Origin of the sequence: Mesorhizobium sp. M1428, from assembly GCF_040317515.1 — a bacterium.
Classification (GTDB): domain Bacteria; phylum Pseudomonadota; class Alphaproteobacteria; order Rhizobiales; family Rhizobiaceae; genus Mesorhizobium.
This window is the reverse complement of sequence record NZ_JAMYKT010000016.1, coordinates 1-14773: the sequence shown is the minus strand read 5'-3', so window position 1 is coordinate 14773 and position 14773 is coordinate 1. Positions and strand designations below refer to the sequence as shown.

The following is a 14773-nucleotide window of genomic DNA, read 5'->3' as shown; positions in this document are numbered from 1 at the left end:
AATTTAAAAACACAAGCGCATTTCCCGGCGGCGTTGCACGGAGGAGGGGATGTTCATTGCTTCGCGATATTTTGTGACGGTGCGGCGCGCAACATCGATGCCGGTTTCCTTCAGCCGGGCAGCGATGTCCTCGTCGGAAAGCACGTCACCGTGAGATTCTGCGGCAATCATCGCTTTGATCCGATGGCGGACAGCTTCGGCGGAGTGCGCATCGCCGCCTTGGCAGGACGCGATTGCGACGGTGAAAAAATACTTCAGTTCAAAGACGCCGCGCGGGGTAAGCATGTACTTGTTCGAGGTCACCCGGCTTACCGTCGACTCGTGCACGCCGACCGCGTCAGCGACGGTTCTGAGATTGAGAGGCCGCAGGTGGGCGACGCCATGTTCCAAAAAGGCATCCTGCTGACGCACGATTTCAGCCGCAACCTTAACGATGGTCTTGGCGCGCTGATCGAGGCTGCGGATTAGCCAGTTCGCGTTTTGCAAGCATTCGTCGAGAAATGCTTTATCCTTCGCACTTTGGGCAGTTTGACGCGAGACTTCGGCATAGTAGCTTTGGTTGATCAGCAGCTTTGGCAGTGTGGCGGGATCGAGTTCGATCTGCCACCCCCCTTGCGGTGAGGGCGTGACCCAGATGTCGGGTATGATTGATTCAGACGCACCGGATTGGAATCGGTTCCCAGGCTTGGGATCGAGCGCCCGAATCTCATGCATCATGTCGAGAAGGTCTTCTTCATCGACTCCGCAATGCTGCTTCAGTGCCTCAAAATCGCGCCGCGCAAGCATTTCAAGATGGGCAACCAAAGCTGCCATTGCCGGGTCGAGCCGGTTACGCTGGCGCAACTGGATCTCGAGGCATTCTCTGAGATTTCGCGCAAAAACTCCCGGTGGATCAAATTGCTGCAAGGTTCCGAGAACCCGTTCTACAACAGCCTCACGGACATTCAGGCTCTCGGCCAGCTCCAAAAGGTTTGCCCGAACATAGCCAGTGTCTTCCAGATCGGCGGCAAGCTGGCCAGCAATCAGCCGCTCCTGTGGTGTGAACGCAGTGAGGGCGATCTGACGAGCGACATGGTCGTGCAGTGTTTCGGCGAGGGTGGCAAACTCGTCGAGGGAAGGGCCATTGCCCGGCGGGTTGTTGGTCGTGTTGCGAAGTGATTTCCATTGCCCGAGCCGTTCAGGCGAACCTGCCCCGGTCGGTCCTTCAACGGCGTTTGCGCCAGGGCCGACAGGCTGATCCGCTCCCGAAATCGAAACGTCGTCAAAAGGCCCGCCATCGCTTGATGCAGATTCCAAGAGCGGGTTCTTCTCGATTTCCCGCTCCACGAACTGATGCAGTTCAGTATGCGCCAGTTGCAGCAGGCGAATCGACTCAATGAGTTGAGGCGATGCGACCATGGATTGCTTCTGGCGCTGAAGCAGGCTTGCTGAGGATTGCATGGTGAGCGCGATAATCCTGTCGAGGAGCCTCTTGGGGCGGGCAATGGCACAGTGAGACGTTTCTAGGTCATGCGGCGGCTTTCAGCGTTTCGAGAACGTTTTGCGGCGATGAGACGCCATAGGGGTCGGCCTCGCAGTTGTCGGAGAAACCTTCCTCCTCGAACCACTGCTCCACCACGCCATTGTTGATCAGGGCGGCGTAGCGCCAGGAGCGCATCCCGAAGCCGAGATTGTCCTTTGCGACCAGCATGCCCATCTTGCGTGTGAACTCGCCTGAGCCATCGGGGATGAGCTCGACCTTCTGCAGGCCCAAGGACTTCCCCCACGCATTCATGACGAACGCATCGTTGACGGAGACGCAGTAAATCGCGTCCATTCCCTCCTTCTCAAACTCATCATAGAGCTCTTCGAAATTGGGCAGTTGGTAGGTCGAGCAGGTCGGAGTGAAGGCGCCAGGCAGCGAGAACAGGATGACGCGCTTGCCGGCAAAGTAGTCGTCAGATGTCTTTTCTTCCCAGCGATATGGATTTGGCCCCTGGACTGACTCATCGCGAACACGCGTCAGAAAGGTGACGAAGGGAACCTTCTTTTGAACGGTCATCAACTTGCTCCTCAGGAAAAAACTGGCGCGCCGGATTCTGGCAGAGGCTGGCGCAATACCGAGCAAAGGCTCGTATGCCGGGCATGAAATGAGGCCCTCGCGGCTCGCACCATCCTTTTTCCATCCCGATGTATGGGAACGTCTTGGCTGCTGGTCTTGGTCACCCGAACGCCATCGATCTGAGCGAGTTGGAGGCCGTCGAGCCGCTGGGGCAATCTTTCCACGGCTATGGCGCCGGAAGCGGCATCCATCGCTCGCGCTCGTGCCCGGGACAAAGTGATAGCGGGCCCGAAGTAGCCAATATCGGACGCGTGTGGAGGCCACAAATGTGACTTCACGCAAGAGACCCGCGTTACTGAGCTGGTTCGGCGTATTGTCGAAGTTTGCCAGTGACCCGCCGACCTTGGCTTCGGTGGCTCTTTGATGGGGCTCTTGGGCACTCACATGTTGATCAGAACCGGTAAACGGCAATTGCGCGAGCGCCATGTGTTGGCGTGCCGGCATCGGACCAGCCGTGCGCAAAGCGGCTGCCGAGCACGGACCTCCGGAGGAGATCATGTACCGATGTTCAGCGGGAACGGGCACCGTCTCCTCAGGCCACTGTCTAGAGCTTCGCGTGTCGGGCATGGCGCAAGTCGCTTTCATCGTGTTTTGATGGGCTCTGACCAGGAGCAGCAAGCGGCGTGCCATTTCAAATAGAGGTGCTTTTGGAGCGATCCTTTTTCTTGGGAGGACCGTGTCTTCAAGACCGGGCGCGCCTATAACCGCCTCGTCAGCACGCTCGACAAGGGTGCTGTATGGTGCGGATATGCGGCGCTTCCGCACCGGCTGGACAAAGACGAACCGAAAGCCGAGCCGATGCCCTATCTCACACCGGCGGGCACTGCAGCGATTTCGTAGCGTCTGCCGCAAACGTGTTCTTGCGTGCGCAGGCTCCGCTTTCGCGAACATGCGCCTGTCGCAGCAACCATGAGCGCGCGCTTCGGCAAGCGCCTGACTCCGTGAGGATCGAATCCCCCAATCGTGTCTATTTGCCACCCTCTTATGTTCGAAACTGGACCAGAATGTCGCAAGCCCGACCGAAAGGTCGCCGAGGCGTACTATCCGACACTGTTCTGTCGCCTTTGTTGGCCCGCGACACCGGCCTATTTCGCCGAGCTCTTGTCTGGCCTCAGGCTAACCCGATGAAAAGCAATGACAATTTTTTTCTTCTGCTGGGTCGGCCAAATTGGCACGAGTTTTGAAGCTCCTTCGTTGCGGGCCGGGAGCCGCCGACCGACCTTCATTTCGTGGATGGCACCGCGATCGATAGAACGAAGAAAGAAAAGCAAAATGTCAAATCCGCATCAGATAGCATTCTATGGGAAGGGGCCTCGGCGAAACCGCCCCTACCAAACAGGCTCGCCGCCCTTGTCGACCCTTGCGCAGGAAATCTTGATGGCCGGCTGCGGCTCAAAGGCCCGCCACGCTCGCCTTATCCTGAACTCGAAGGCGCAGGATAACGTTCTGCATCTCGCCGCGCGGTATGCCTAGGCAGTTACACGTTGGCCGACCTTGATAATCGAATCGGGCTACGCTGCGGAGGACGGTCGTCTACATGCCTTCCTAAGCCATTCGCTGCCCGCAGCGCCTGCCGGTCACCTTCCGCCCTCCCATCGCTTAGAGATCAAGTGCCACCATGTCCGAACAACCCTTGCCGACGCTGCCGATGTGGCGCGTCGATCACATCGAGCCCTCGCCCGAGATGTTGGCGCAACGCGCCAACGGTCCGATCCACCGCGTGCGCTTCCCGTCCGGGCACGAAGGCTGGTGGGTGACAGGCTACGATGAAGCCAAGGCGGTGCTGTCCGACGCGGCGTTCCGGCCCTCGGGAATGCCGCCGGCGACATTCACCCCGGATTCGGTGATTCTCGGATCGCCGGGGTGGTTGGTCTCGCACGAGGGGGGCGAGCATGCCCGGTTACGCACGATCGTGGCGCCGGCCTTCAGCAACCGCAGGGTGAAGCTGCTCGCGCAGCAGGTCGAGGTGATCGCCGCGCAGTTGTTCGAGACACTGGCGGCCCAGCCCCAGCCCGCCGACCTGCGGCGCCACCTCTCCTTTCCACTTCCGGCCATGGTCATCAGCGCGCTGATGGGCGTGCTCTACGAGGATCACGCCTTTTTCGCCGGGCTGTCCGACGAGGTGATGACCCACCAGCATGAAAGCGGCCCGCGCAGCGCGTCGCGCTTGGCCTGGGAAGAACTGCGCGCCTACATTCGCGTCAAGATGCGGGACAAGCGCCAGGATCCTGGCGACAACCTGCTGACGGATCTGCTCGCGGCGGTCGACCAGGGCAAGGCGACCGAGGAAGAGGCGATCGGCCTGGCGACGGGCATGCTGGTGGCGGGGCACGAGAGCACCGTCGCGCAGATCGAATTCGGCCTGCTGGCCATGTTCCGCCATCCGCAACAGCGCGAACGCCTGGTCGGCGATCCATCCCTGGTGGACAAGGCGGTGGAGGAAATCCTGCGCATGTACCCGCCGGGCGCGGGCTGGGACGGCATCATGCGCTATCCGAGGACCGACGTGACCATCGCGGGCGTGGATATTCCTGCGGAGAGCAAGGTGCTTGTCGGCCTGCCGGCGACGTCGTTCGATGCGCGCCATTTCAACGACCCGGAAATCTTCGACATTGGACGTGACGAAAACCCGCACCTGGCGTTCTCCCATGGGCCGCACTACTGCATCGGCGCGGCGCTGGCCAGGCTGGAACTCAAGGTGGTGTTCGGTTCGATCTTCCAGCGCTTTCCCGCGCTGCGCCTGGCCGTGGCGCCCGAAGAACTGAAGTTGCGCAAGGAGATCATCACTGGCGGGTTCGAGGAGTTCCCGGTGCTCTGGTGATGCGCGGACGCCGCCGGGAATCGCGATGTTCTCCGCAATTTGCCGGCGCGCCTGGCGCGCGCCGATCAGATCAGCCAGCCAACAGGTGATCAAGATGGACGTGCAAGAAACCACGGCAGCATGCCGGGACGCCTTCGCCGAACTGGCGTCGCCAGCGTGCATCCACGACCCGTATCCATTCATGCGGTGGTTGCGCGAGCACGATCCGGTGCATCGCGCGGCGTCGGGCCTCTTTCTGTTGAGCCGCCACGCCGACATCTACTGGGCGCTCAAGGCCACGGGCGATGCTTTTCGAGGACCGGCGCCGGGCGAACTGGCGCGCTATTTCCCGCGTGCGGCGACCAGCCTGTCACTCAAGCTGCTGGCCTCCACGCTAGCGATGAAGGAACCACCGACGCATACGCGTCTGCGCCGGCTGATCTCGCGCGATTTCACCATGGGCCAGATCGACAACCTGAGGCCGACCATCGCTCGCATCGTCGCAGCGCGCCTGGACGGCATGGCGCCCTCGCTGGAGCGCGGGGAGGCGGTGGACCTGCATCGGGAATTCGCGCTGGCCTTGCCCATGCTGGTTTTCGGCGAACTGTTCGGCATGCCCCGGGACGACATTCTCGGGCTCGTCACCGGCATCAGCGCCATTCTGGAAGGCCTGAGCCCGCACGCCAGCGATCCCCAACTCGCTGCGGGGGACGCGGCCAGCGCCAGGGTGCAGGCCTACTTCGGCGACCTCATACAGCGCAAGCGCACCGATTCCCGCCACGACATCGTGTCAATGCTGGTCGGCGCACACGACGACGATGCCGAGATGCTGTCGGATGCGGAATTGATCAGCATGCTCTGGGGCATGCTGCTGGGCGGCTTCGCCACCACTGCCGCGGCCATCGGCCATGCGGTCCTGGCGATGCTGGCGCATCCCGAACAGCGGCACTGGCTGAGGGGAGATGCCGTGGGGGTGAAGGCATTCGTCGAAGAAGCCCTGCGCTACGACGCGCCCGCCATGTTCAGCTCCATTCCGCGTATCGCCCAGCGCGACATCGAACTGGCCGGCGTGGTGATCCCGAAGAACGCGGACGTGCGCGTGCTGATCGCGGCCGGCAATCGCGACCCGGACGCCTTCGCCGATCCCGACCGCTTCGATCCCGTGCGGTTCTACGGCACCAGTCCTGGCATGTCGATCGACGGGAAGATCATGCTGACCTTCGGCCACGGCATCCACTTCTGCCTTGGTGCGCAACTGGCCCGGGTGCAGTTAGCCGAGAGCCTGCCGCGGATCCAGGCGCGCTTCCCCACGCTGGCATTGGCCGAGCAGCCGACCCGGGAGCCCTCCGCGTTCCTTAGGACGTTCCGCGCGCTGCCGGTGCGGCTGCATGGGCAGGAGGGCTGAGATGCGCGTACTGGTCGATCAGGATCTGTGCGGAACTACCGGGCAGTGCGTGCTGACGCTGCCGGGCACCTTTCGCCAGCGCGAACCGGACGGCGTGGCCGAAGTGTGCGTGGCGACGGTCCCGCAGGCGCTGCACGCCGCCGTGCGGCTTGCGGCCAACCAGTGCCCGGTCGCCGCCATTCGGGTCATCGAAAGCGACGCTGGCCATGACGAGCGCGCCAGCGCCGACCCTGCGCCTTCTCCGGCGGAGGCCGAGCGGCATGCCGCGAAAGACCAATGCAATTCAGGAGACACGATGGGACGGTTTGAAGGCAAGGTGGCCGTGGTGACCGGCGCCGGCGCCGGCATCGGCAAGGCATGCGCTCTCGCCATCGCGCGCGGGGGCGGCAGAGTGGTGGTGGCCGACATTGATGGCTCGGCGGCCATCGCCTGCACCGCGCAGATCGCGGCCGAAGCAGGCCACGCGCTGCCCATAGCCATGGATATCGCCGATGAGGAGGCGGTGGCAGCGCTGTTCGAGACGGCGGAGCGGCACTTCGGGGGGGTCGACCTGCTGGTGAACAATGCGAGCGCCATGCATCTGACCCCGCGCGACCGCGCGATCCTCGACCTGGACCTGGCGGTCTGGGATCAGACCATGGCGACCAATCTGCGCGGCACCCTGCTCTGCTGCCGGCAGGCCATCCCACGGATGATCGCCCGCGGCGGTGGCGCGATCGTCAACATGTCGTCGTGCCAGGGACTCAGCGGGGACACCGCGCAGACGTCCTACGCCGCGTCGAAGGCGGCGATGAACATGCTCTCGGCTTCGCTCGCCACCCAATACGGTCATGCGCAGATCCGCTGCAACGCCGTTGCGCCGGGTCTCGTCATGACCGAGCGTCTCCTCGCCAAGCTGGACGAGTGCATGCAACGGCATCTGCGCCGTCACCAGCTCCTGCAGCGCGTCGGCCGCCCCGAGGACGTGGCCGCGCTCGTGGCGTTCCTGCTCTCCGACGATGCTGCGTTCATCACCGGCCAGGTCGTGTGCATCGATGGCGGCATGCTGGCGCATGTGCCGACATACGCCGACGGTGGCAACAGCTGCGCCGCGCGCCCTGCCGGCGACACCGAATCGGCGGCGGCGGCGCGCTGCTGATGGACATGCTGCTCAACCCGCTCAACCGTCGGCACCGGCTGCGATGCGACATCCCGGTCATGCCTGGCGCTTTCCCCCTGGTCGGGCATCTTCCCGCCATCGTCTGCGACCTGCCGCGCCTGCTGCAGCGCGCAGAACGGACGCTGGGCAGCCACTTCTGGCTGGATTTCGGCCCTGCTGGACACCTGATGACCTGCGTGGATCCGGATGCGTTCGCACTGCTCCGGCACAAGGACGTGTCCTCGGCGCTGATCGAAGAGATCGCGCCCGAATTGCTTGGCGGAACGTTGGTTGCCCAGGACGGCCGCGCGCACCGGCAGGCGCGCGATGCGATCAAGGCGGCGTTCCTGCCCAAGGGGCTGACCCAGGCCGGCATCGGCGACCTGTTCGCGCCCGTCATCTGGGCGCGGGTGCAGGCGTGGCGCGACCACGGCGACGTAACCATCCTGCGCGAAACCGGCGACCTGATGCTCAAGCTCATCTTCAGCCTCATGGGAATCCCCGCGCAGGACCTGCCGGGATGGCATCGCAAGTACCGGCAACTGCTGCAGTTGATCGTCGCGCCCCCGGTCGACCTGCCCGGACTGCCCTTGCGGCGCGGCCGCGCCGCCCGAGACTGGATCGACGCGCAGTTGCGCCAGTTCGTCCGCGACGCGCGCGCGCATGCCGCGCGCACCGGGTTGATCAACGACATGGTGAGCGCCTTCGACCGCAGCGACGATGCGCTTTCCGATGACGTCCTGGTCGCCAATATCCGCTTGCTGCTGCTTGCCGGTCACGACACCACTGCCTCGACGATGGCCTGGATGGTGATCGAACTGGCGCGGCAGCCTGTGCTGTGGGACGCCCTGGTCGAGGAGGCGCAACGCGTGGGCGCGGTGCCGACCCGGCACGCGGACCTGGCGGAGTGTCCGGTCGCCGAGGCGCTGTTCCGGGAGACGCTGCGCCTGCATCCGGCGACCACGCTCCTGCCGCGTCGCGCCCTGCAGGAATTGCAACTCGGCCAACGGCGCATTCCCGCGGGCACCCATCTGTGCATCCCGCTGCTGCATTTCTCGACCTCGGCGCTGCTGCACGAGGCGCCTGATCAGTTCCGCCTGGCGCGGTGGCTGCAACGCACGGAGCCGATCCGGCCGGTGGACATGCTGCAGTTCGGTACCGGCCCACACGTCTGCATCGGCTACCAACTGGTATGGCTGGAAATGGTGCAGTTCTGCATCGCCTTGGCGCTGATCATGCACAAGGCCGGGGTGCGGCCGCGGTTGCTGAGCGGCGTCGAAAAAGGCCGGCGGTATTACCCGACCGCACATCCGTCCATGGCAATCCGCATAGGCTTCTCATGAGCTGGCATCGCATGCCCCGTGTGGCGAGGCAGCGGCGCCGGCGAGGCGCGGCATTGCTGCACTCAGCGCACGCGCTCGGTGCGACGCCGGCAACACCGCTGCGGCTTGGCGCTCGCTGTGGTCATCTCGTGTCAGGTACAAGGACATGAAAAACATGCAGACCGGTTCCACGCTACACGACGACCGAACTGGCGTTTCCGCGCTCCGCGGATTGGGCGCGCAGGCGCGCGGCGCATCCGGCAGGCTGCTGCCGGAGATCTGGATGCAGGACGGCGCAAAGCGGGTCGAACAGGCGCTGGCGCGTCTTCTCTGCGCCGAAGACGACGGTGAGACCGAGCTGATGGCGGCGATGCGCTACGCCACCTTGCATGGCGGGAAGCGCACCCGCGCCTTGCTCTGTCTGGCTGCCGGCGCACTGGCCGACACGCCGGCGCACATGCTTGACGACGTCGGCGCCGCCATCGAGATGATGCACGCCTGTACCCTGGTCCACGACGACCTGCCCGCGATGGACGACGACGTGCTTCGCCGCGGCCTTCCGACCGTGCACGTCAAGTTCGGCGAAGCCACTGCGATCCTGGTCGGCGATGCGCTGCAGGCGCACGCCTTCCTGACCCTGGCGAGCCTGGATGCGCCGGGCGACAACCGTATCGCGCTCGTGCGCGAACTGGCGCAGGCCGTGTCCGCCGAGGGTGCCGCAGGCGGGCAGGCCATGGATCTGTCGCTGGTCGGAAAGCACGCCGAGCTGGACAGGATCGTGGCGATGCACCGGAAGAAGAGCGGAGCGCTAGTGCGCGCGTCCGTTCGCATGGGCGCGCTATACTCCATCGCGGACGATGCCGCGCACGCTGCGCTGTACTGTGCGCTCGATCGCTACACCGCCTGTTTCGGCCTGGCGTTGCAGGTGGTCGACGACATTCTCGACGCGACAGCGGATACCGCGACGCTGGGCAAGACCCCCGGCAAGGACGCGGCGGCGCAGAAGCCGACCTGCGCGTCGATTATGGGGCTGCAGCCAGCGCGCCAGTTCGCGCTGGATTTGTTGCGCGACGCCGGGGAGGCCATCGTCCCGCTGGGGCCGCGTGCGGAACGGTTGGCGCAGATGCTGCAGCGGGCCAACGTGTATCTGTCCGCGCCATACGCATGAGCGCGTCCGTCCGCATGGACTCGCCCCTGTGCTGCTGCGATCGGCCGGCGGGCGGTGCATGCTGCACTGTGTCCGAACCGGCGGCGACGTGCGCGGCGTCTGCCCGATCCTGGTTGTCGTTAGCCCTCTGCAAAAGGAACATCCCGCTTGAACGCGCTGTCCGAACAGATCCTTTCCGAATTGCGCCACCTGCTGAGCGAGATGAGCGACGGCGGCAGCGTCGGTCCGTCCGTCTACGACACGGCGCGAGCTCTGCAGTTCCACGGCAACGTCACCGGTCGGCAGGACGCATACGCGTGGCTCATCGCGCAGCAACAGGCCGATGGCGGATGGGGAAGTGCGGACTTCCCGCTGTTCCGCCATGCGCCCACGTGGGCGGCGTTGCTGGCATTGCAGCGTGCCGATCCTCTTCCCGGCGCTGCCGACGCAGTCCAGGCTGCAACCCGGTTCCTCGAGCGCCAGCCCGATCCCTACGCACATGCGGTGCCGGAAGATGCGCCGATCGGCGCGGAGCTGATCCTGCCGCAGTTGTGCGGCGAGGCCGCATCCTTGCTGGGCGGCGTGGCGTTTCCGCGCCACCCGGCGCTGTTGCCGTTGCGGCAAGCGTGCCTGGTCAAGCTGGGGGCGGTGGCGACATTGCCGAGCGGCCATCCGTTGCTGCACTCCTGGGAAGCCTGGGGGACATCGCCGACCACCGCATGCCCGGATGACGACGGCAGCATCGGCATCAGTCCGGCGGCCACCGCCGCGTGGCGTGCGCACGCCGTGACACAGGGGAGCACGCCGCAGGTCGGGCGCGCCGACGCGTATCTGCAGGCGGCATCGCGGGCGACGCGCAGCGGCATCGAAGGTGTCGTTCCCAACGTCTGGCCGATCAATGTGTTCGAGCCGTGCTGGTCGCTGTACACCCTGCATCTGGCCGGGCTGTTCGCGCATCCCGCGCTCGCCGAGGCGGTGCAAGTGATCGTCGCGCAGCTCGACGCCCGCCTAGGCGTGCGCGGTCTGGGCCCGGCCTTGCACTTCGCGGCCGATGCGGACGACACCGCCGTTGCGATGTGCGTCCTGCGCTTCGCAGGCCGCGCCACGGCGGTCGATGCGTTGCGCCATTTCGAAATCGGCGAGCTGTTCGTCACCTTCCCCGGCGAGCGCAATGCCTCGGTGTCGACCAACATCCATGCCCTGCATGCGTTGCGAATGTTGGGAAAGCCCGCGGCCGGCACCAGCGCCTACGTCGAGGCCAATCGCAATCCGCACGGTCTATGGGACAACGAAAAATGGCACGTTTCGTGGCTGTATCCCACCGCGCATGCGGTCGCTGCGCTGGCGCAAGGCAAGCCCCAGTGGCGCGACGAGCGCGCGCTGGCGGCGCTCATGCAGGCGCAGCGCGACGACGGCGGCTGGGGCGCCGGTCGCGCGTCCACATTCGAGGAAACCGCCTATGCGCTGTTCGCGTTGCACGTGATGGACGGGAGCGAAGAACCGACAGGGCGCCGGCGCATCGCGCAGGCGGTTGCGCGTGCGCTGGAGTGGATGCTCGCCCGCCATGCGGCGCATGCATGGCCGCAGACGCCGCTGTGGATCGGCAAGGAACTGTATTGCCCCACCCGGGTGGTGCGCGTGGCCGAACTCGCCGGGTTGTGGCTGGCGCTTCGTTGGGGGCGGCGCGTCCTGGCCGAGGGAGCAGGAGCGGCGCCATGATCCAGACCGAACGCGCGCTGCAGCAGGTGCTGGAGTGGGGGCGTTCCCTGACCGGGTTCGCCGACGAGCATGCCGTGGAAGCGGTCAGGGGCGGCCAGTACATCCTGCAGCGCATTCACCCGAGCCTGCGCGACACCAGCGCCCGCACCGGCCGCGATCCGCAGGACGAAACGCTGATCGTGGCGTTCTATCGCGAACTGGCGCTGCTGTTCTGGCTCGACGATTGCAACGACCTTGGCCTGATCGCGCCGGAGCAGCTCGCTGCGGTGGAGCAGGCGCTGGGGCAGGGCGTGCCGTGCGCGCTCCCCGGATTCGAGGGCTGTGATGTGCTGCGCGCTTCACTCGCCGCGCTCGCCTACGATCGTCGCGACTATGCTCAGCTTCTCGACGATACCCGGTGCTACTGCGCGGCGCTGCGCGCCGGACGCGCGCAGGCGGCAGGGGCGGAACGCTGGTCCTACGCCGAGTACCTGCACAACGGCATCGATTCGATCGCCTACACGAACGTGTTCTGTTGCCTGTCCTTGCTGTGGGGACTGGACATGGCGACCTTGCGCGCGCGTCCGGCGTTTCGCCAGGTCCTGCGGCTCATCTCCGCGATAGGGCGCCTGCAGAACGATCTGCATGGACGCGACAAGGACAGGTCGGCCGGCGAGGCCGACAACGCGGCGATCCTGCTGCTGCAGCGCTATCCGGCTATGCCTGTGGTGGAGTTCCTCAACGACGAGCTGGCCGGCCATACGCGCATGCTGCACCGGGTGATGGCGGAAGAACGCTTTCCCGCGCCGTGGGAACCGTTGATCGAGGCCATGGCGACCATCCGCGCGCAGTACTACCAGACCTCGACCAGCCGCTACGGCAGCGACGCTGCGAGGGGAGGCCAGCGTGCGTCGGCCTGAACGCGCGGGACGCGGCGGCGTGCGCGCGCTGCCGTCGGTCCGATCCGACGCAACGCCGTCGCCCGATGCGACGGATTGAGCGAGCATGAGCGACACCGCCTTGAGCCGGCGCAAGGACGACCATCTGGAGATCGTGCTGGATCGGCGAACGGCGCCGGCCACGGTCGCCGCCGGCTGGGAGTACATCCGTTTCGAACACTGCGCATTGCCCAATTTGGACCTGACGCAGATCGACCTGCGCGCCTCGCTGCTGGGCAAGACCATGCGCGCGCCGCTGCTGATCAGCTCCATGACCGGCGGCATGCCACGCGCCGAGGCCATCAACCGGCATCTGAGCGAGGCAGCGCAAGCCTTGGGGATCGCCATGTGCGTCGGTTCGCAGCGCGTGAGCCTGCAATCCCGCAACTCGCAGGGGCTGACGCGCGCGCTGCGCCGCCTGGCCCCAGACATTCCCTTGCTGGCCAATATCGGTGCCGCGCAACTGCGCGAGGCCGACGGCCTGGACCTGGCGCGCCGGGCGGTTGATGCGCTGGAGGCGGATGGACTCATCGTCCATCTCAATCCGCTGCAGGAAGCGGTACAGCCGGAGGGCGACCGCGACTGGCGCGGCGTCCTGGCGCAGATCGCTCGCGCCGCGCGCAGAGTGGGCGTGCCGATCGTGGCCAAGGAAGTGGGTTCGGGCCTGTCCGCCTCGGTGGCCTGTGCGCTCGTCGAGGCGGGCGTGGCGGTGATCGATGTCGCCGGCGCCGGCGGCACCAGTTGGGCCGCGGTGGAGGGCGAGCGCGCCCGCGATGCCGCCGACCGTGCAGTGGCGATGGCGTTCGCCGATTGGGGGATTCCGACCCCGGCCAGCGTGCAGGCGGTACGTCGGGCGCTGCCAACGGTGAAGCTGATCGCGTCGGGCGGGATCCGCGACGGCGTCGACGTGGCCAAGGCCATCCGCCTGGGCGCCGACATCGTCGGGCAGGCGGCCGGCGTGCTGCGCGCGGCTACGGTATCCACCGAGGCGGTTGTCGCGCATTTCGAGATCATCATCCGCCAGTTGGCCGTCGCCTGCTTCTGCACCGGCTCGGCTGATCTGGCGGCGTTGCGTCAGGCGCGCTTGCTGCCCTCGGCGCATCTGCCCGCCGGTTGATGCCGGCGTCGCCCGCACGTGGCGGCGGGCGGCTGGTCTTGCTGAGTCAGAAAGTCGGGGATGCGGGGGGATTCGCGCTGGTCGGGGATTTGTGAGGGTGCTGCTTCGTGATCAGGAAATCGCCCCGCCATGCCCGACCGGACAGCCGAGAGTGGAGCCGCATTCGACGCCTATGTCGACGCCTTGATCGGGGTGATCGGTCACGCCGACCGAGCTGAGCCCCTGAAGGCGTCGGAACAAGGTGCGCCGGGAGGCCGGCATGGATTAAATGGTGCAAATCCATTGCAATGAAGGAGTACCGATCCACATTGAACGCGAGTCATGCGCGGTCGCTCGTGAGGAGACCCCTGACTTATCTGGGGTCAAACACGGCTTGTTATTGCTCGAGCAGTCCATCAGCGTCGTTTTGAGACAAAGCGATGGCGGTGGAATGGACGGTTGCGATCGAGGGCCGGAACGAATTTGGCGACACATGCCGGAAGGAGGTCCGCATAGACAAGAGCTGGGAGAGCCTGTTCCACGGGCGACATCGGCTTGTCGATCGGACTGGTAGTCCGTGGCGTGATCTGCCTGCCCTCTTCGGAAAGTGGAACAGCGTTTTCACGCGATACCGAGGTTGGGTCAAAGCCGATGTTTTCATTCGGCTTTTCGAGGCTTGCTCGGGCCAGCCGGACATGGAATACGACATGGTAGACGCCACCATCGTCAAGTTCCATCGACACGGCCAGGGCGCAAAAGATCCCATGAGGCGACGGGCGGCGGAACTCAGGTAAGGTTTCGGGGTCCGACATCCTAACCCTGGAGACGTCTCATGAACCTCTCATCCGTTGCTCTGCCGCCCGTCGACGAGAAGACTGCCACAATTTTCATGGCGCTGGAATTGAGCAAGTCGACCTGGCTTGTGGCCCTGCACTCGCCGGCGGTCGACAAGATCAGCCTGCATCGCCTGCAAGGAGGTGACACCGAAGGGCTTATGGCTCTCATTGAACACCGGCGCGAACAGGCGCAGGCCGCCTTGACGCGTCCGGTTCGGGTAATGTCGTGCTACGAGGCCGGCTACGACGGTTTCTGGCTGCATCGTTTCCTGTGCGACCGCGGCATCGACAA

At 65.3% G+C, this 14773-nt stretch carries 10 protein-coding genes and 3 pseudogenes; 11 read left to right on the top strand and 2 right to left on the bottom strand.

From position 1 onward, the window contains the following. Window positions 1-3: 3 nt before the first annotated feature. Window positions 4-1440 carry an RNA polymerase factor sigma-54 gene (rpoN, locus tag NKG60_RS21630; RefSeq protein ID WP_352975499.1) on the bottom strand — a complete coding sequence of 479 codons (1437 nt, stop codon included), beginning with the start codon at window positions 1438-1440 and terminating at the stop codon, window positions 4-6. A 67-nt stretch (window positions 1441-1507) separates the two neighbouring features. Next, window positions 1508-2041 (bottom strand): peroxiredoxin, encoded by a 534-nt coding sequence (locus tag NKG60_RS21625; RefSeq protein WP_352975498.1) that lies wholly within the window; start codon window positions 2039-2041, stop codon window positions 1508-1510. Between the two features lie 1678 nt (window positions 2042-3719). On the opposite strand from NKG60_RS21625, the gene NKG60_RS21620 reads away from it, so the two are divergent. From NKG60_RS21620 to NKG60_RS21570, 11 genes and pseudogenes are all read left to right on the top strand, one after another. Next, window positions 3720-4922 carry a cytochrome P450 gene (locus NKG60_RS21620; protein ID WP_352975496.1) on the top strand — a complete coding sequence of 401 codons (1203 nt, stop codon included), beginning with the start codon at window positions 3720-3722 and terminating at the stop codon, window positions 4920-4922. 94 nt (window positions 4923-5016) lie between these two features. Beyond that, window positions 5017-6306, top strand: a complete 1290-nt coding sequence (locus tag NKG60_RS21615) for a cytochrome P450 (protein ID WP_352975567.1) — start codon at window positions 5017-5019, stop codon at window positions 6304-6306. Further along, window positions 6290-6433, top strand: a pseudogene (locus NKG60_RS21610) (ferredoxin); the annotation flags it as partial. The gene NKG60_RS21615 and the pseudogene NKG60_RS21610, both read left to right, overlap by 17 nt. A gap of 168 nt (window positions 6434-6601) precedes the next feature. Next, entirely contained in the window at window positions 6602-7444 is an 843-nt protein-coding gene (locus NKG60_RS21605) for an SDR family oxidoreductase (RefSeq protein WP_352975564.1), read from the top strand. Then, window positions 7444-8787 carry a cytochrome P450 gene (locus NKG60_RS21600; RefSeq protein WP_352975495.1) on the top strand — a complete coding sequence of 448 codons (1344 nt, stop codon included), beginning with the start codon at window positions 7444-7446 and terminating at the stop codon, window positions 8785-8787. The genes NKG60_RS21605 and NKG60_RS21600 overlap by 1 nt, the downstream gene beginning before the upstream one ends. A 154-nt stretch (window positions 8788-8941) precedes the next feature. Beyond that, window positions 8942-9934 (top strand): polyprenyl synthetase family protein, encoded by a 993-nt coding sequence (locus NKG60_RS21595; RefSeq protein WP_352975562.1) that lies wholly within the window; start codon window positions 8942-8944, stop codon window positions 9932-9934. Between the two features lie 147 nt (window positions 9935-10081). Next, a complete protein-coding gene (locus NKG60_RS21590) occupies window positions 10082-11632 on the top strand; it encodes a hypothetical protein (RefSeq protein ID WP_352975492.1) in 1551 nt (516 codons plus the stop codon). Further along, window positions 11629-12531, top strand: a complete 903-nt coding sequence (locus NKG60_RS21585; protein WP_352975490.1) for a terpene synthase family protein — start codon at window positions 11629-11631, stop codon at window positions 12529-12531. The genes NKG60_RS21590 and NKG60_RS21585 overlap by 4 nt, the downstream gene beginning before the upstream one ends. 85 nt (window positions 12532-12616) lie before the next feature. Then, window positions 12617-13666, top strand: a complete 1050-nt coding sequence (gene fni, locus NKG60_RS21580; protein ID WP_352975489.1) for a type 2 isopentenyl-diphosphate Delta-isomerase — start codon at window positions 12617-12619, stop codon at window positions 13664-13666. A gap of 542 nt (window positions 13667-14208) precedes the next feature. After that, window positions 14209-14403, top strand: a pseudogene (locus tag NKG60_RS21575) (transposase); the annotation flags it as partial. Between the two features lie 74 nt (window positions 14404-14477). Continuing rightward, a pseudogene (locus NKG60_RS21570) lies at window positions 14478-14773 on the top strand (IS110 family transposase); the annotation flags it as partial.